The organism is Microbacterium sp. MMO-35, assembly GCF_037147555.1.
In the GTDB taxonomy this organism is placed as follows: Bacteria; Actinomycetota; Actinomycetes; order Actinomycetales; family Microbacteriaceae; genus Microbacterium.
This window is the reverse complement of the sequence record NZ_JBBCVH010000001.1, coordinates 394070-410288: the sequence shown is the minus strand read 5'-3', so window position 1 is coordinate 410288 and position 16219 is coordinate 394070. Positions and strand designations below refer to the sequence as shown.

The following is a 16219-nucleotide window of genomic DNA, read 5'->3' as shown; positions in this document are numbered from 1 at the left end:
CGTGTCCGGCGAGGAGACGGATCCGCTCGCGTCGCACCCGGGCGCGTCGGCCGCGCCGGATCCGCTCGCACCGGACGCTCCGGATCCGCTCGCGTCGGACGTGCCGGATCCGCTTGCGTCGCACCCCGGTCCGTCGTCCGCGCCCGATCCCGACGCGCCCGCGGCCGAGAGCGCGGGCCTCGCCGGCCTCCTGGCCGACCCGGAGATCGCCCCCGCGGAGGAGAGCGCCGCGCTCGCCGACCTGCTTGCGACCCCGGAGGAGGCGGCTCCCGCCGAGGAGACCCCGGGTCTCGCCGCGATCCTCGCGGATCCGGATCCCGCTCTGTTCGGCGAGTCGGCTCCCGGACCGGAGGAGCCGGCTCCCGGGCCCACGGCGCCGCCCCCCGCGGTCGTAGCCGTCGGGCCCCCGGCGCCGCACTCCGCTCCCGCTCCTGCCGCCTCGGACGGGCTGTCTCCGTTCCCCGCGCTGCCGCCCGAGCGTCCCGGGCCGCCGCCTGCCCCGGAACGAGGCGGCGGCGGATACTTCGGCCTCGTCGCGCTCGTCTTCCTCTTCCTGGCCGTGCTGCTCATCGGCGCGATCGTGCTGATCGCCGTGCTCGTCGCGAACGGCGCCTGGCCGTTCCCGGTGGCCGCAGCCTCGTTCCCGGCCCTGGCTCCGCTCTTCTGACCGCGGCACAGGGACCGCGATCCGGACGATCGGTCGGATCGGCCGGACGCATGATCGGGCGCGGACGTCGCGCGCACGGAAGGCTGGAAGCATGACCACGACCGCACCCGTGCCTCTCGCCTCCGGCGTCGGCCCGCAGCCGATGCGCTACGGCGCGCTGCTCGTCATGATGGCGACGAGCTTCCTGCTCGTCACCGCCGAATTCCTCCCCGGAGGTCTGCTCACCGACATCGCCGCGGAGATCGGCGTGACCCCGGGGCAGGCCGGGCAGATGGTGACCGTGACCGCCCTCGCAGGGCTCATCGTCGCCCCGACCATCGGGCTCATGCTGCCGCGTCTGGACCGGCGCTCGCTGCTCGTGTGGATGGCGGTCGGCGCGACGGTGTCGAACATCATCGTGGCGGTCGCTCCGAGCCTGCTGCTGCTGCTGCTCGCCCGGGTGCTGCTCGGCGGCGCGCTCAGCGGGTTCTGGTCGATGTCGGTGACGGTCGCCGCGCGCATCGCCGGCCCCGAGCGCCTTGGCCGCGCGGTCATGTTCACCACGGCCGGCACGACGCTGGCGACCGTGGCGGGGATTCCGCTGGGTGTGCTGCTCAGCCAGGCGGTCGACTGGCGCGGCGTCTTCGGGATCGCCGCGGGCGCGACCGCGGTGCTCGCGGTCGCGCTGCGGATCCTGCTGCCGTCGGTTCCGGCCGAGGGCGCCGCGCGCCTGTCCGCCCTCGTGGAGACGGTTCGTCGTCCGGGGATCGGGCTCGGCATCGTCGGGCACGTGCTGGTGGTGCTCGGGCACTTCCTGGCCTACACGTACATCCGCCTGGCGCTGGAGCGCGTGCAGGACGGAGGCGCCGTGATCGGCGAGAGCACCGTCATCGTGCTGCTCGCCCTGTTCGGCGTCGGCGGCTTCGTCGGCAACATCGTGTTCGGGATGTTCGTCGATCGCGCGTACCGCGTGCTCGCCGTGATCGCGCCGCTCGCGATGGCGGCGACCGTGCTGCTGCTGATCCTGCTGTCGGGATCCCTGTTCGCGATCGGTGCGATCGTGCTGCTCTGGGGCTTCTTCTTCGCCTCCTGGCTGCTCATCGTGAACACCTGGATCGGACACCGGATGCCCAACCGTCTCGAGGCGGGCGGGAGCCTGGTCGTCATGGGTTTCCAGGCGGCGATCATGACGGCGGCGGCCGTCGGCGGGGCGCTGGTGGACGGGATCGGCATCGCCCAGGTGTACACGATCGGTGCCGTCGTGCTCGTCGTCGGCGCCGTGCTGTTCGGGCTCGCCGGCCGCGCCCGCTGACCCGGGCGGCGGTCCCTCAGTTCCGAAGGACGATGCCAATTCTGAAGGAGGACCCGGGCGGATCCATCCTCAGAAGTTGCCATCGTCCTTCAGAATCGACGGCGGGGAGCCCGCGGGATCCGGCATTGTCATGCGCGGCCCGATCGATGGGTCGGCGGCGCGACAGGGAGCCCGCGGCCTCAGGCCGTGCGGGCCTCGCGCCAGGCGGTGGGCGTCTGCCCGGTGCGCCGGCGGAACGCGCGGCTGAAGCCCTCATCCGAGCTGTAGCCCAGGTCGCGGGAGATCTCGCTGACCAGGCACCCCAGCACCAGCCGGTCCTGGGCGGCGCGGATCCGCACCTCGGTCACGTAGCTGGCCGGCGAGACGCCGAAGGCTGCGCGGAACCGCTCAGCGAAGACCGTGCGGGACATGGCGCCGACGCTGGCGAGCCCCTCGACGCTCCAGTCGTTGCCCGGGGCGGCGTGGATCGCCTCGATCACCTTCTCCAGGAACGGATCGCTGGTGCGCGCGGGCCAGCCGGCGGGGGCGCAGCCGTGCGCGGCCCAGGCCCGGATCACCGAGACGAGCACGGTGTTCGCCATCATGCGGCAGATCACCGCATCGCCGTCGCGGCTCGCCTCCTGGATCGCCGAGGGATCGACGGGCAGCGTCGTCATGTCGAGCCCGACCTGCGAGGCGAGAGCGGCCGCGGCGGGCTCGTGGTGGGCGAAATCGCGCACCATCGCCACATCGGGCAGTGCGTCCGCGATGTGCCTCGCGTGCGGGACGAGCGTGAGGGTCGACACCAGGATCCGCGTCCCCGGGTCGGTCTTGACCGACATCGGCACGCGGCCCGGGGTGAGCAGGGCGTCGCCCTGGGCGAGCGACAGCGGCTTGTCGCCGCAGCGGGTGTGCACCGCGCCGTCGATGACGTAGACGATCGACAGTGCGTCCCGGTCGAGCGCGATGGTCTCAGCCGGATCCGGTGCGATCCGCACCTGCCGGCGCAACTGCACGTCGATCGCGGAGAGAAGGGCCTCGACCGCGCCCCCGGACGGCGCAGCCGCACCCGGGACGGCCGCGGGCGACGGGCCGGGCGCGAGAAGGGTCATGCCAGGGGGCAACAGCGTGCGCGGCAAGCGTATTCCGCGTGCTGAGGAAGGCGGTCGGACTCGCCGGCGCTCGACGGGAGAACGGAGACGGCCCCCGCGCCAGTGAGGACGCGGGGGCCGCAGGGGATGCGATCAGCCGTTGTGGCGGCCGTCGTGCAGGTGGATGTGGAGGTGAGCGGGGGCGTGGCGGTGGTGTCCGCCGCGCGGCCCCCTGCCGCCGGCGTGCTCGCCGTGGCCGTGCTCGCGGCGCAGCCACTCGCGGCCGAAGCCGGGCTGCTCGGCGAACCGATCGAAACCGGGCTGGACCGCGAACCGGCCGAAACCGGCCCGCTCGTCGTGCGCCGTGCGCTCGCCGTGGCGGCGTTCGCCGTGGCCGTGACGCCCGTGGTGGCCGGCGTGCTCGCACGGAGCGGAGTGCTCGCCGTGCCCGTGACGCCCGTCGCGGTCGCGGTGCTCGCCGTGGGCGGAGCGCCCGTGCCGGTGGTGCCCATGCTCGCGCCGGTGGTCGCGGTCGCCGTCGCGACGCGTGCCGCGGCGACGGGGGAGGCGCATGCCCTCCTCGTAGCCGAGCCCGCGGGCGAGCTTCTCGAGGGAGGCCGCCATCGTGGCGAACTCCTCCGGGTCGAGGAGCGCGGCGACCTCGTCGCGGATCTCCTCGACGGCGGTGCTGAGCCGAGCACGGGCGGCGGAGCCGTCGGCCGTGAGCGCCCACCCGTCGGCGGTGCGCTCGATCCAGCCGAGATCGAGGAGCGGGCGCAGGGCGCGGTCCGGGAGCTCGCGGCCGACCGGGACCGTGCCGTCGACGACGTTGAGGACCCGCCACTCGCGGCGGGTGATCCCCTCGTCCTCGAAGGCGGTGGCGAACCGGGCCGCCAGCAGGCGGTCGCTGGCGGTGATCCAGAAGCCGAACGGGCGGCTCTGGTCGGAGGATGCGTTCTCGGGTGTGTTCTCTGAGGTGTTCATGGTGTTCCTGTGCTGGTCTGAGGATGACGTCGGCTCACGCCCTCGGGCGGCGGCAGGGCCCCGAGCCCCCCGGTGTTCCCGACGGGAACGACGTGAGCGGAGGGAGGATCCTGTCAATGCTTGTCATCTGGCATGTACATGCAGTGTGACATGCAATTGGGATCCATGTCAAGTCGCATGTAAAATCAGCTCGTGCCTCAAGACGCTGAGAACCCGGATCCCCTCGACGCGATCGTCGCCGCGCTCGGGCTGCTGCGCGGGCGCGGGCCCCGGCCGCCGCGCGCGCACGATCGCTTCGGGGATCCGCACGCCGCAGGCGCGCACGACGGGTTCCACGGGCACGGCGGTCCGTACGGCGCGCACGGGGATCACGAGGGGATGCACCGCGGGCCGCACGGGCGGCGGCGCGAGGGCGGATCCGAGGGTGTCGGAGTCTGGAGTGGAGTGCGAGGGGAGGCCCCCGCGCGCGTCCGCATGCTCGAGGCGCTGGCGTCGGGTCCGCTCAGCGTGAGCGCGCTGGGCGAGGCGATCGGCGTGGACCAGCCGAGGGCGTCCCGCCTGGTGCAGCAGGGCGTGGAGCGCGGCTGGCTGCGTCGGGAGGCCGATCCGGACGACGCCCGGCGCACCCGCATCGTGCTCACCGATGAGGGGCGGCGTCTCGGCAGGGGCGTACGGGGGGACCGGCGGGAGATGCTGCGTCGTGCGATGTCGGCGCTGACGGCGGAGGAGCAGGCGGAGTTCGCCCGCCTGCTCGCCAAAGTCGCGGCGAACTGGAGCTGAGCGCCCTCGCGCCGGCCGGGGCTCAGATCGCGGTCGCGGGGTGCGGTGCTCCGCTGTCGCGCCGGACGCCATCGCGGAGGTCCGGGATCGGCGGGACGGTGCGCTCTGTCCGCAGGCGCGGCGATGGCGACGGTGACGGATCGGCATCGGTGCGGGCGAGATCGAGCACGGCGTCCAGCACGGCGTCGGCCTGCAGGATCCGGTTGTGCCCGAGGCCGTCCGTGCGCAGCAGCGTGGACCGGTCGCCGTGGGCCGCATGCAGACGCAGCGCATCGACGTCGGGCATCCGGCGATCGGCGCGGTCGTGGGCCACGAGCAGCGCGGTCTCCGCGGGGAGCGGATTCCGCGCCGCGTCGTAGGCGGCGGCCACCCCGGCGGCGTCGAGCCCGAAGCGCGCCGTGAACCGGCGCTCGAACCGCTCCGCGACCGCGGGGCTCAGCCGCAGCGCCCGGGAGAACTCCGCCAGGAACGCCGCCGGCGACGCGGCGCCCGCGATCACGGCGACCCGGGGTGCGGGGGTGCTCGTACGCGCCGCGGTGAGGGCGGCGAGTCCGCCGAACGAGTGACCCACGATCGCGTGGAAAGGCCCGTCGGTGCGTTCGAGCAGCGACGCGACCTCCACCCAGTCGCGGAGGTCGGTGTCGCTGCCGCCCGACGCGCCGTGCGCCGGGGCGTCGAACGACGTCACTCGGAAGCCCTCGGCCACGAGCTCGCGCACGAGCGGGGCGAACTGGGAGGCGCGCCCCTGCCAGCCGTGCAGGAGCAGGACGGCGCGTTCGCCGCGACCCCAGCGGTAGGCGACGACCTCGGATCCGCGGAGCAGGATCCGCTCGCGGCGTGCCTCTCGATGCGTGGCCAGGTCGGCATCGCGCACGGCCATGCGGGGCGCGGTCGTGAAGAACAGGCGCAGCGCGAGCCGGGCCGACAGCGCGGGCAGGATCGGACCGGAGGCGCGGACGCCGGCGGCGAGGAGTCGGGCGGTGGCGGGCATCGGGTCTCCTTCGGCGAGCGAAAAGTATACGTACGTTCATACGTAGATTACGCGAACGATCGTACGTACACTAGGGGCATGTCGAAGCCCGCCGGTCAGGATCCGCGTGAGAGCGCGACGGCCTCGTCGCGCCCCGCCGCGGATGGGCGGCGCACGCGCGGCGACGCCTCCCGGCGCACGGTGCTGCACAGCGCCACCGACCTCGCCTCGGTCGACGGTCTCGACGGGCTCACGATCGGGCGGCTGGCCACGGCGTCCGGCCGCGGCAAGAGCAGCATCGCGACCCTGTTCCAGAGCAAGGAGGGGCTGCAGCTGGCCACCGTCGCGGCGGCGAGGGACGTCTTCACCGCCCTCATCGTCGAGCGGGCGCGCACCGCCCCGCGAGGCGTGCAGAGGCTCTCGGCGCTGCTGCGCAACGCGCTGGACTACTCTCGCGACCGGGTGTTCACGGGCGGCTGCTTCTTCGCCGCGACGGCCGCCGACGTCGACTCCAAGCCCGGTCCGGTGCGCGACGCGGTTCGCTCCGCGCTCGTGGACTGGTACGGCTACCTCGAAGCCCAGGCGCGCTTCGCGATCGCCGCGGGGGAGCTCGCCGAAGGCACGGATCCCGAGCTGCTCGCGTTCGAGCTCGCGGCGCTCAACGAGGAGGCGAACTCGAGGTCGCTGCTGCTGCAGGACGAGCGCCCTTATCTGCTGGCGGCTCGTGCGATGCGGGACCGGCTGCGCGCGGCGGGTGCCGAGCCGGCGCTCCTGGTGCCGCTGGACGGGTAGCCGGAGCCGGATCCGTCGCCGGATCCGCGGACGGGCCCGGGATCTGCTTCAGGTCGCACTATCTGCTCTTCAGAGCCGTCGTTCGGCGCAGAGAGTGCGACCCGAGCGTCGGGAAGCGGCTCTAGTGCGAGAGGCGGACGCTGCTCCGCGCCTCCTTGACCGGCAGCAGCAGAAGGAGCCCGGCGAGCAGCACGGCGACGATCCCGAGGATCCCGAACCTCGTGTTGCCGGTCAGGATGATCAGCAGCGTCCACGCGCCCTGGGCGATCCAGCTCGCGGCGCGGCCCGTCGTGGCGTAGAGGCCGAAGACCTCGCCCTCGCGGCCCGCCGGGGTGACCCGGGCCAGGAACGACCGCCCTGCGGACTGCGCGGGACCGACGAACGCGCACAGGATCAGACCGCCGACCCAGTAGGCGATCGGCCCGGTGTCGACCAGGGCGAACACCGCGATGCCCGCGACGCACATGCTGGCGAGCGAGATGAGGATCAGCCGCTTCGGACCCCAGCGGTCGTCGAGACGTCCGGCCAGGATCGTGGACACGCCGGCGATGAGGTTCGCCGCGACCCCGAAGGTCACGAGCTCGATGAACGTGAAATGGAAGACCGTGCTCGCGATCACGGCGCCGAAGGTGAAGACCGCTCCCAGGCCGTCGCGGAACACGGCGCTCGCGACCAGGAACCAGAACGTGGTGCGCGTGCTCGGGTTGCGGTAGAGCCCGATCACGTCCTTCACGAGCAGCGCGTAGGACGCGAAGAAGCCGACCTTCCGGTCCGCCCGGCCCAGCGACGGCTCCGGCACGTTCAGGAAGATCGGGATCGAGAATGCGATCGCCCACACCGCGCATCCCACCGCGATGATGCGGAACGGCAGCCCGCCGTCCGCGGAGAGTCCGAACCAGTCCGCCATGTAGAACACGATCACCAGCACGAGCGCGACGATGCCGCCGAGGTAGCCGAAGCCCCAGCCGAGGCCCGAGATCCGTCCGACCGTCTTCGAGTTCGCGATCGAGATGAGCATCGCGTTCGAGTTCACGGAGGCGATCTCGCTGAAGACCACGCCGGCGGAGATCAGCGCGACCCCCAGCCAGAACAGCGACGGACTCGGCGTGACGAACCAGAGCCCGAGCATGCACAGGATCAGGGCGCCGGTGCCGATCCCGAGCCACAGCTTCTGACGGCCCGCCGCATCGGCGCGCTGTCCGAGCACGGGGGCGAGCAGCAGGATCGCGAAGCCGGCGATGGTGCCGCCGAGCCCGAGGCCGCTCGTGAGCTCGGCGATCCCGGCGATCTTCGCCGGGTCCTTGTCGGGGAGCGAGGCGAGCCCGGCAGGCAGGAACGCGTCGGACGTCAGATACAGCGCCGTGAAGATGAAGGTCAGGATCACCGAGTGGAACGGCTGCGTCGCCCAGTCCCAGAGCGCCCAGGAGTAGACCTGCTTCTTGGGCGCCGGCTCGTCCCCGCGCAGCTCGAGACCCACCACAGCGACGGCTCCGCTGTTCGCGGCCGCCTGGGGTTCGGGATGATCGCCGTTGCTCATGCAGGAAGTCTCGTGGGTGGGGGTGAACGGAGGGTAGCGGCGCGCCGGAATCAGGAGCGCGGTCGGCGGCGGGGGCGGGCCCGCTCGCGACGGCGGCGCCCGGGCTTCGTCGGGGTGCGGCGGCGTGCGCGTGCGGGCGATGGCGCGGCGTGCACTTCCGGCCGGAGATGCACGGCGTGGCACGATGAACCCATGACGGGTCGAGTGGTCGCGGTTCATTCCAGCCCCGTGCACGGGTTCAGCAAAGCCACGCGCGGCGAGATCGCGCTGGTCGAGGGCGTGGGGGTCGTCGGCGATGCGCATGCCGGTCCGACGGTGCAGCACCGCTCCCGGGTCGCGGCGGATCCGTCGCAGCCGAACCTCCGCCAGGTGCACCTGATCCACGAAGAGCTCTTCGCCGACCTCCGCGCGGCGGGATACGAGGTGGCCCCCGGGAGCCTCGGCGAGAACATCACGACCGGCGACGTGGATCTCCTCGCCCTCCCGGTCGGGACCCGGCTGCGCATCGGATCCCAGACGGTCGTGACCGTGACCGGGCTGCGCAACCCCTGCCAGCAGATCAACGACTTCCGGTCCGGACTGCTGAAGCAGGTCGTGCGCACCGATGATGAGGGGCGGGTCGTCCGTCTCGCCGGCGTCATGGGCATCGTCTCGCGTGGCGGATCCGTGGCTCCCGGAGACCCGATCCAGGTGGAGCTCCCGCCCCCTCCCCATTTTCCGCTGACCCGGGTCTGACCGCTCGTGCCGCCCGTGGTCCTGGTCGAAGGGGAGAGCGACCGGCTCGCCCTGATCGCGGCGGCGCGTGTGCGCGGGGAGGAGCTCCGTGCGGACGTGGTCTCGCTCGGCGGCATCACGAACCTGCGTTCCTGGCTGGAGCGACGGGATCCGGCGGTGCCGGTGCTCGGGCTCTATGACGCGGCCGAGCTGCGCTACGTGGTCGGCGCTCTCGTCGCCGGCCACCTGCTGCCCGCGGGCGAGGCCGATCCGGCGGCGATCGCCCGATGCGGGTTCTTCGGATGCGAGCAGGATCTGGAGGACGAGGTGATCCGGGCCGCCGGCCCCGAGCTGGTGCTGCAGACCCTCGCCGCCCGCGGCGAGCTCGCGCTGTTCCGGGTGTTCCAGGGGCAGCCCGCGCAGCGCGTGCGCTCCGTCGACGCGCAGCTGCACCGGTTCGCGGGCACGGCGAGCGGGCGCAAGACGGTCTTCGCGGCCGATGTGATCGCGGCGCTGCCCGCCGCCCGGATCCCGCGGCCGCTGGCGGCGCTGCTGGAGGCCGTGCGGGCGGCGGAGGGCTAGGCGGCGTCCCCCGGCGGGGATCCCCCGGCCGCATCCGCTCTCCGCCTGAGCGTCCCCGCGGGCGCTTCGTTCGGAACTGTGCGGCAACTTCGGACGAAAAGCGGGAATCTCTCCGAGTCAAGCGCACATCTCCGTGCGAGACGCACGTCTCCGAGCCAGGCGCACATCTCCGAGCCAGGCGCACATCTCCGCGCTGAGCGCACTTCTCCGCGCGAGACGCACGACGGACTCGGCTCCGCACCGCACTGACGCGCCCGGGTTTCCCGGGTGCGTCAGTGCGCCGTCGCGACGCCGATCGAGTCGTGGATCATGACCGCGGCGACGCGGGCGCCGGCGCCCGCGGCGACGATGAGCTGCTGCGGTCCGGGCGAGGCCACGTCGCCCGCGGCGTACAGCCCGGGCACGCTGGTGCGGCCGGCGCGGTCGGCGGCGAGGTGGCCGTGGGCGTCGAGATCGGGCGCGAGCGAGGGCAGGAACGACAGGTCGGTCTCCCACTCGGGGCGCACGAAGCCGCCCTCGACCGCGTGCTGGGATCCGTCGGCGAGGCTGATGCCGGTGAGGGCGCCTCGCTCGCCGTGCAGCTCGGTGATCGGGCTGCGTTCGACGGCGATGCCGGCGGCCGCGAGCTCGGCCTCCTCCGTGGTGTCGACCGCATCGGAGCCGTTCGTGAAGACCGTGAGCCGGGTCGTCCAGCGCGCGATGAGCCGGGCGCGTGCGGCGAGGTCGGACGTCTCCCCGATGAGGGCGAGCGGGCGGCCCTGCAGCTCCCAGGCGTCGCAGGCCGCGCAGCTGAACAGGCTCACGCCGTAGAAGCCGCGCAGGTTCGGGACCTCGGGCAAGGTCTCGCGCAGGCCGGTGGCGAGCAGGACGCGGTGCGCGCGGACCGTGGCCTCCGGCGTCCGTCGGCCGACCTCGGCGACGAAGCCGGATCCGTCCGCGGCGAGCTCGAACACGCGTTCGCGGGTGCGGATCGTGACGTTCGGGTAGGCGGCGAGCTCCTCGCGGGCGATGCGCCGCAGCTCGTGCGGCGGGATCCCGTCGCGGGTGAGGAAGCCGTGCGAGACGAGGGTCGCGGCGTTGCGCGGCCGGTCCGCGTCGACGACCAGCACGCGCGCGAGCGAGCGGGCGAGGTTCAGCGCGGCGGAGAGCCCGGCGGGCCCTCCGCCGACGATGAGCACGTCGTAGACGTCGTCAGTCATGACCGTCCGCCTGGGGCGGGAGCGCGGCGACCAGCGGGTGGTCGAAGGCGTAGGCGCCGACCTTCGCCGCGCCGCCCGGGGATCCGATCTCGTCGAAGAACGCCACGTTCGCGGTGTAGTAGTCGCTCCACTCGTCGGGCAGGTCGTCCTCGTAGTAGATCGCCTCGACCGGGCAGACCGGTTCGCAGGCGCCGCAGTCGACGCACTCGTCGGGGTGGATGTAGAGGGAGCGCTCGCCCTCGTAGATGCAGTCGACCGGGCACTCGTCGATGCACGCGCGGTCCTTCACGTCCACGCAGGGCAGCGCGATCACGTAGGTCATCGGGCGAGCGCCCCGCTGCGCGAGATCTCGACCTGCTCCTCGCGCGGCACGACCTTGACCCGCTCGCGGGTGTGCTCGTGCGCGGCGCCGAGCGCGCGCTCGTGCGCGTCGAGCTCGAGCCAGCCGTCCCACGTGGTCACCTCGACCTCGCGCTCGGCGAGCAGATCCAGGATGTCCGCCGTCTCGGTCGGGTCGGCGAGACGACCGGCGTCGGCGTCCTCGAGCAGGTTCGCGATGGTCTCGGTGGCGTCGGACTTGGTGTGGCCGATCAGGCCGACCGGGCCCCGCTTGATCCAGCCGGTCGCGTACACTCCCGGCGTGCCGTCGACACGGCCGCCGTCGTTGGGAACCACGCCGCGCCGGTCGTCGAACGGCACGTCGACGATCGGCGAGCCGAAGTAGCCGACGGCCCGGTACACGGCGGTGATCGGGTACTCGACGAAGGCGCCGGTTCCCGAGACGGATCCGTCCTCGCCCGGCGCCGTGCGCTCGAAACGCACCTTCTCGACGCGGTCGGATCCGAGGATCTCCACCGGCGCGTGCCAGAAGTGCAGGTGCAGGCGGCGGGTCGCCCCCGTGCTCTCGCCGCGGTTCTCCGGACGGTCGCGCCAGGCGTTCAGCGTGCGCAGCATGATCTTCAGCTGGTTGGTCCCCGCCGCGGCCGGATCCACCTCTGCGAAGTCCGCGTCGTCGACGATGATGTCGACGCCCGCGACCTCGCCGAGCTCGCGCAGCTCGATCGGGGTGAACTTGATGTCGGCGGGGCCGCGGCGGCCGAACACGTGCACGTCGGTGACGGCGGAGGCCTCGAGGCCCGTGAGCACGTTGTCGGGCACCTCGGTGCTGCGCAGGTCCTGCGGCAGCTTGGCGAGGATGCGCGCGACGTCGAGGGCCACGTTGCCGTTGCCGATCACCGCGACCTGCTCGTCCACGAGCGGCCAGGTGCGGGGCACGTCGGGGTGGCCGTCGAACCAGGAGACGAAGTCGGCGGCGCCGTAGGAGCCGGGCAGGTCGACCCCGGGGATGCGCAGCGCGGCGTCGCGGATGGCGCCGGTCGCGAGCACCACGGCGTGGTAGCGGGCCTGCAGCTCGTCGATCGACACGTCGCGTCCCACCTCGATGTTGCCGAGGAAGCGGATGGTGCGACGTTCCGCGTCGACGCCCCGAGCGTCGAGCATCTCGTGCAGCGAGTTCACGATGCCCTTGATGCGCGGGTGGTCGGGGGCGACGCCGTAGCGGATGAGGCCGTAGGGCGCGGGGAGCGACTCGAACAGGTCGATCTCGACCGTGCTGCCGTCGGACCGGGCGGCGATCGCGTTCGACAGGATGTTGCCGGCGTAGATCCCGGCGGGACCGGCGCCGACGATGGCGACGCGGAGCGGGGAGGAGGGGTGGAGGTCGGTCACGGCTGCAGGGTCTTTCGGTCGGATCGGGCGGAGGTCGTCACGCGGGTCGGAGCGGTCGCGCGCGTCGGAGCGGCTGACCGCGACGGAGCGGCTGACCGCGAAACCGAACCTGCGTCGCGAGACCGCAGGAGAATCGCGCTGTCTCGGGATGCGGGTTCGGTCTCGCGGTCGATCGGGGCCGAGGCCAGCCGCACCACGTCGCCCACCACGACGACGGCGGGGTTGCGCACCTGGCGCACGGCGGCGAGCGCGGCGATCGTGCCGAGCGTGCCGATGGTGACGCGCTCGGCGGCGCCGTAGCCGTCCTCGACGATGGCCACGGGGCAGTCGGCGCCGCGCTCGCCGCGGGCGAGGATCCCGGCGGTGTGCGCGAGGGTGCCGATGCCCATGAGCAGCACGACGGTGTGATCGGATCCGCCGGGCAGCTGCTCGATCGGATCATGCGCGCTCGCGACGGTGAACGCCGTCGCGACGCCGCGGTGCGTCAGCGGGATGCCGGCCACGGCGGGCACGGAGACGGCGCTGGTCACGCCGGGGACGACGCTCACCGCAATGCCCTCGGCCTCGCAGTAGAGCGACTCCTCCCGGCCGCGGCCCAGTACGAACGGATCCCCGCCCTTGAGGCGCACGACCTCGCGGCCGGCGCGGGCGTGCCGCACGAGCAGCGCGTTGATCTCCTGCTGCGGCACCGGGTGGTGCCCCGGAGTCTTGCCGACATCGATCACCTCGGCGGTGAGGACCACGCCCTCGGCGGCGAGCTGGTCGAGCACGGCGCGCGCGCCGAGCCGATCGGCGACGATCACGTCGGCGCGTTCGAGGGCGCGGAGCCCCCGCAGCGTCAGCAGGCCGGCGTCACCGGGGCCCGCTCCGACCAGAGTCACGGTTCCGTAGGACATCAGGCACCTCCGAGCAGGAGTCCGCGGCGGCGCAGCACGGCCCGCTCGATCGGCGCGAACAGCGCCAGCTCGATGAGGATGCCGATCGCCAGGATCAGGATGATGGTCGCGAGCACGCCGGGAAGATCCGCGAGCTCGCGGGACTGGTCGAGCATGGTCCCGAGACCGAAGCCGATGGATCCGCCGGTCGTGATGATCTCGGCGGCCATGAGCGAGCGCCAGGAGAACGCCCACCCCTGCTTGAGCCCGGCGAGGTAGCCGGGGAGAGCCGCGGGCAGCACGATCGCCGTCGCCGCCTGCAGGCGGCCCGCGCCGAGCACGGTGCCCACCCGGCGCAGCTGCGGCAGCACCTGGTCGATGCCGGCCAGCAGCCCGTTCACGATCGAGGGGATCGCCCCCATCAGGATCACGAAGTACGCGGTCGCATCCGACAGACCGAACCAGATGATCGCCGCGGGCACCCAGGCCACGGACGGCAGCACCTGGAGCCCGGAGATCAGCGGTCCCGCGGCGCGGCGGAGCAGCTTCCACTCCGCCAGGAGCAGGCCGAGCGGGGTGCCGACCGCGATCGCGACCACGAAGCCGATGCCGCCGCGCTCGAGGCTCGTGAGCACCGACTCCTGCAGCCGGCCCGACTGCCAGGCGTCGCCGAGGGCGCCCAGCACCTGCGCAGGGCTCGGCGCCTTGTCGGGGCGCGGCTGGGCGATGACGATGTAGAGCTGCCAGGCGGCGAGCAGCAGCACCAGCAGACCGACCGGCGGCAGCACCGCGCGCAGACGCTCACGGGTGCGGGATGCGGATCCGATCTCCACGGTCTGCAGGCGGTCCAGGCCCTCGAGCTCTCCATGGGGTCGTTGAGCGAGCCCCGGCGCAGCCGGAGCGAGACGAGACGCGGTGCTCTGGCGAGGGTGCGACGTTCCGTCTCGGCCGCCTGCGAGGGGGCCGCGTTTCGTCTCGGTCTCGCTGCGCTCGTCCTCGCTCAACGACCCCGAGGGGAGGCTGCGGGCGTCGTCGCTCAACGACCCCGAGGCGGGGACGGCGTTCTCAAGAGGCATTGCGGCGGATCTCCTTCCGCAGCTCGACGGTGATCTCGGCGGCCAGCGCCGACACCTCGGGCGACTCGATGCGCCGGCCGCGGGTGCGCGCCACGCGCCATTCGCGGGAGATCCGGCCGGGACGGCTGCCGAGCAGCACCACGCGCTCGCCGAGTCGGGCGGCCTCGCGCACGTTGTGGGTGACGAACACGATCGTGCGGCCGGTCTCGCGCCAGACGTTCTCGAGGACCTCGTGCAGCAGGTCGCGCGTGATGGCGTCGAGCGCCGCGAAGGGCTCGTCCATGAGCAGCACCGGGCGGTCCTGGGCGAGGGCGCGGGCCAGCGCCACCCGCTGCCGCATGCCGCCGGAGAGCTCGTGCGGGCGCTTGTCCGCGGCGTCGGCGAGGTTCACGATCCTCAGCAGGCGCAGCGCCTCCGCCCGGCGTTCGGCGCGCGGCACGCCGCGCAGGCGCAGGGCGAGCTCGACGTTGCGGCGCGCGCTCAGCCAGGGCATGAGCGCCGCATCCTGGAACATCACCGCGGCGCCCTCCGGCGGAGCGGTGAGCGTGCCGGCGGAGACGGGCTCGAGGCCCGCGATGAGGTTCAGCAGCGTCGACTTGCCGCAGCCGCTCGCGCCGAGCAGGCAGACGAACTCTCCCGGCGCGATGTCGAGCGAGACGTCGTCCAGCACGACGGGGCCGGATCCGTACCGCTTCGTGACGTGCGCGAGACGCACGGCCGGATCCACCGGATCCGGAGCGGGCAGGACCGGGGTGACCCCGTCGAAGCTCGGCGCGAGCGGGGCGGTCATTTCCTCGCGCCCAGTCCGCCGTCGTCGACGGCCTTCTCGCCGCGCTCCTTCAGCGCCGCGTTGAGCGCCGTGAGGTCGAACAGGCCGTCGATCGAGCCCTTCGTCTGCGTGCCCGCGGTGACGCCGTTCTTCACGAGGGTCGCGAACGCCTGGGCGTTCGGATCCGCCGAGAACGACACGTTCGCGAGCGACGGCGTGAGCACGTCGTCGGCCAGGGGCTTGCCGGTGGCCTTCTGCAGCGCGGCGTTGACGACCGTGCCGACCTCGGTCGGGTTCTTCGCGATCCAGTCGAGCGCATCCAGGTGCCCGGCCACGAGTTCCTTCACGGCGTCGGGGTGCTTGTCCGCGAAGTCCTTGCTGACGAGGAGCACGGTGGTAGGGAACTTCCCGCCGGGCCAGAGGTCGCGCTCGTCCTGCAGCACGTGCGCCCCGGCCTCGACGACCAGGCGAGACGCCCAGGGCTCCGGCAGCCAGGCGCCGTCGAGCTGCCCGTTCTTGAAAAGGGCGAGGGTCTGCGCGTTGTCGGTCGGCGTGATGTTCACGTCGCCGCCGCCGGTGATGCTGGTCTTCAGCCCCTTCGAGGAGAGCCAGGTGCGCAGCGCGACGTCCTGGGTGTTGCCGAGCTGCGGCGTCGCCAGCGTCTTGCCCTTCAGATCCGCGGCGCTGGTGATGCCGTCGCGCACCACGAGCGACGCGCCGCCGCTGGTGGCCCCCGCGATGACGCGCACCGAGGCGCCCGCCGACTTGATGTACGAGTTGATGGCCGGGTTCGGGCCGATGTAGGTGGCGTCGATCGCGCCGGCCGAGAGCGCCTCGATGGCCGCGGGGCCCGCGTTGAAGACCTCGGTCTTGAGCGCGGTCTTCCCCAGCTCCTTCTGCAGGAAGCCCTTCTCGACGCCGACGAGCGCCGGGGCGTGCGTGACCGTGGCGAAGTAGCCGACCCGCACGGTGTCGAGCTTCTCGGTCTTGTCGGCCGCCGAGGCCTGACCGGAGGCGCAGCCGGCGAGCATCGCCATCGCGAGTCCGAGGGTGGTGAGGGCCGTTGCGATACGGGTCTTGCGATTCACTGTCGCCTCCTTAGGCGTTCTTCGGGGTGGGTGGTCTCTGTGGTCGTCGAGCGCGCGGAGGCGAGACGAACGCGGCGCTCTGCGGAAGACGGCGTTT

General features: G+C 72.9%; 17 protein-coding genes. 6 read left to right on the top strand and 11 right to left on the bottom strand.

Annotated elements, in window-relative coordinates:
- The first annotated feature begins 1 nt into the window (after position 1).
- Both WFJ01_RS01815 and WFJ01_RS01810 read left to right on the top strand, forming a co-directional pair.
- The gene (locus WFJ01_RS01815) at positions 2-667 is read left to right on the top strand and encodes a hypothetical protein (protein WP_336628034.1); all 666 of its coding nucleotides are present in this window, start codon (positions 2-4) and stop codon (positions 665-667) included.
- Between the two features lie 91 nt (positions 668-758).
- Positions 759-1958, top strand: a complete 1200-nt coding sequence (locus tag WFJ01_RS01810; RefSeq protein WP_336628033.1) for an MFS transporter — start codon at positions 759-761, stop codon at positions 1956-1958.
- Between the two features lie 179 nt (positions 1959-2137).
- Here WFJ01_RS01810 and WFJ01_RS01805 read toward each other — a convergent pair whose 3' ends face one another.
- The gene (locus WFJ01_RS01805) at positions 2138-3049 is read right to left on the bottom strand and encodes a helix-turn-helix transcriptional regulator (protein WP_336628032.1); all 912 of its coding nucleotides are present in this window, start codon (positions 3047-3049) and stop codon (positions 2138-2140) included.
- A gap of 132 nt (positions 3050-3181) precedes the next feature.
- The gene (locus WFJ01_RS01800) at positions 3182-4012 is read right to left on the bottom strand and encodes a MarR family winged helix-turn-helix transcriptional regulator (RefSeq protein ID WP_336628031.1); all 831 of its coding nucleotides are present in this window, start codon (positions 4010-4012) and stop codon (positions 3182-3184) included.
- 192 nt (positions 4013-4204) lie between these two features.
- Here WFJ01_RS01800 and WFJ01_RS01795 point away from each other — a divergent pair, with 192 nt between their 5' ends.
- Positions 4205-4792: a MarR family winged helix-turn-helix transcriptional regulator gene (locus tag WFJ01_RS01795; RefSeq protein ID WP_336628030.1), complete on the top strand. Its 588-nt coding sequence runs from the start codon at positions 4205-4207 to the stop codon at positions 4790-4792.
- A gap of 22 nt (positions 4793-4814) precedes the next feature.
- Here WFJ01_RS01795 and WFJ01_RS01790 read toward each other — a convergent pair whose 3' ends face one another.
- Entirely contained in the window at positions 4815-5783 is a 969-nt protein-coding gene (locus tag WFJ01_RS01790) for an alpha/beta fold hydrolase (RefSeq protein ID WP_336628029.1), read from the bottom strand.
- Positions 5784-5861: 78 nt separating this feature from the next.
- On the opposite strand from WFJ01_RS01790, the gene WFJ01_RS01785 reads away from it, so the two are divergent.
- Entirely contained in the window at positions 5862-6554 is a 693-nt protein-coding gene (locus WFJ01_RS01785; RefSeq protein ID WP_336628028.1) for a TetR/AcrR family transcriptional regulator, read from the top strand.
- 121 nt (positions 6555-6675) lie between these two features.
- Here the strand turns inward: WFJ01_RS01785 and WFJ01_RS01780 are convergent, their stop codons facing one another.
- Positions 6676-8091, bottom strand: a complete 1416-nt coding sequence (locus WFJ01_RS01780) for an MFS transporter (protein WP_336628027.1) — start codon at positions 8089-8091, stop codon at positions 6676-6678.
- Between the two features lie 192 nt (positions 8092-8283).
- Between WFJ01_RS01780 and WFJ01_RS01775 the strand changes: the two genes are divergently transcribed.
- Together WFJ01_RS01775 and WFJ01_RS01770 are read left to right on the top strand one after the other, a co-directional pair.
- Complete coding sequence (locus WFJ01_RS01775) at positions 8284-8826, top strand: MOSC domain-containing protein (protein WP_336628026.1); 543 nt, start codon at positions 8284-8286, stop codon at positions 8824-8826.
- 15 nt (positions 8827-8841) lie between these two features.
- Positions 8842-9387, top strand: coding sequence for a hypothetical protein (locus WFJ01_RS01770; protein ID WP_336628025.1), 546 nt, complete (start codon positions 8842-8844; stop codon positions 9385-9387).
- A gap of 272 nt (positions 9388-9659) precedes the next feature.
- Here the strand turns inward: WFJ01_RS01770 and WFJ01_RS01765 are convergent, their stop codons facing one another.
- From WFJ01_RS01765 to WFJ01_RS01735, 7 genes are read right to left on the bottom strand one after another with little or no spacing between them, the layout of a single operon-like run.
- A complete protein-coding gene (locus WFJ01_RS01765; RefSeq protein ID WP_336628024.1) occupies positions 9660-10586 on the bottom strand; it encodes an NAD(P)/FAD-dependent oxidoreductase in 927 nt (308 codons plus the stop codon).
- Entirely contained in the window at positions 10579-10908 is a 330-nt protein-coding gene (gene fdxA / locus WFJ01_RS01760) for a ferredoxin (RefSeq protein WP_251443157.1), read from the bottom strand. Before fdxA ends, WFJ01_RS01765 begins: the two co-directional genes overlap by 8 nt.
- Complete coding sequence (locus WFJ01_RS01755; protein WP_336628023.1) at positions 10905-12314, bottom strand: FAD-dependent oxidoreductase; 1410 nt, start codon at positions 12312-12314, stop codon at positions 10905-10907. The genes fdxA and WFJ01_RS01755 overlap by 4 nt, the downstream gene beginning before the upstream one ends.
- Positions 12311-13210 (bottom strand): uroporphyrinogen-III C-methyltransferase, encoded by a 900-nt coding sequence (gene cobA, locus WFJ01_RS01750; protein ID WP_336628022.1) that lies wholly within the window; start codon positions 13208-13210, stop codon positions 12311-12313. Before cobA ends, WFJ01_RS01755 begins: the two co-directional genes overlap by 4 nt.
- Positions 13210-14265: an ABC transporter permease gene (locus WFJ01_RS01745; RefSeq protein ID WP_336628021.1), complete on the bottom strand. Its 1056-nt coding sequence runs from the start codon at positions 14263-14265 to the stop codon at positions 13210-13212. Before WFJ01_RS01745 ends, cobA begins: the two co-directional genes overlap by 1 nt.
- The gene (locus WFJ01_RS01740; RefSeq protein ID WP_295032628.1) at positions 14255-15055 is read right to left on the bottom strand and encodes an ABC transporter ATP-binding protein; all 801 of its coding nucleotides are present in this window, start codon (positions 15053-15055) and stop codon (positions 14255-14257) included. Before WFJ01_RS01740 ends, WFJ01_RS01745 begins: the two co-directional genes overlap by 11 nt.
- Positions 15052-16122 (bottom strand): ABC transporter substrate-binding protein, encoded by a 1071-nt coding sequence (locus tag WFJ01_RS01735; RefSeq protein ID WP_336628020.1) that lies wholly within the window; start codon positions 16120-16122, stop codon positions 15052-15054. Before WFJ01_RS01735 ends, WFJ01_RS01740 begins: the two co-directional genes overlap by 4 nt.
- Positions 16123-16219 lie beyond the last annotated feature (97 nt).

What these genes read in the sequence shown, in the direction of transcription:
- WFJ01_RS01810 (WP_336628033.1), top strand. Translation starts at nt 759, where the DNA reads ATGACCACGACCGCACCCGTGCCTCTCGCCTCCGGCGTCGGCCCGCAG.
- WFJ01_RS01805 (WP_336628032.1), bottom strand. Translation starts at nt 3,049, where the DNA reads ATGACCCTTCTCGCGCCCGGCCCGTCGCCCGCGGCCGTCCCGGGTGCG.
- WFJ01_RS01800 (WP_336628031.1), bottom strand. Translation starts at nt 4,012, where the DNA reads ATGAACACCTCAGAGAACACACCCGAGAACGCATCCTCCGACCAGAGC.
- WFJ01_RS01790 (WP_336628029.1), bottom strand. Translation starts at nt 5,783, where the DNA reads ATGCCCGCCACCGCCCGACTCCTCGCCGCCGGCGTCCGCGCCTCCGGT.
- WFJ01_RS01785 (WP_336628028.1), top strand. Translation starts at nt 5,862, where the DNA reads ATGTCGAAGCCCGCCGGTCAGGATCCGCGTGAGAGCGCGACGGCCTCG.
- WFJ01_RS01780 (WP_336628027.1), bottom strand. Translation starts at nt 8,091, where the DNA reads ATGAGCAACGGCGATCATCCCGAACCCCAGGCGGCCGCGAACAGCGGA.
- WFJ01_RS01775 (WP_336628026.1), top strand. Translation starts at nt 8,284, where the DNA reads ATGACGGGTCGAGTGGTCGCGGTTCATTCCAGCCCCGTGCACGGGTTC.
- WFJ01_RS01765 (WP_336628024.1), bottom strand. Translation starts at nt 10,586, where the DNA reads ATGACTGACGACGTCTACGACGTGCTCATCGTCGGCGGAGGGCCCGCC.
- fdxA (WP_251443157.1), bottom strand. Translation starts at nt 10,908, where the DNA reads ATGACCTACGTGATCGCGCTGCCCTGCGTGGACGTGAAGGACCGCGCG.
- cobA (WP_336628022.1), bottom strand. Translation starts at nt 13,210, where the DNA reads ATGTCCTACGGAACCGTGACTCTGGTCGGAGCGGGCCCCGGTGACGCC.
- WFJ01_RS01745 (WP_336628021.1), bottom strand. Translation starts at nt 14,265, where the DNA reads ATGCCTCTTGAGAACGCCGTCCCCGCCTCGGGGTCGTTGAGCGACGAC.
- WFJ01_RS01740 (WP_295032628.1), bottom strand. Translation starts at nt 15,055, where the DNA reads ATGACCGCCCCGCTCGCGCCGAGCTTCGACGGGGTCACCCCGGTCCTG.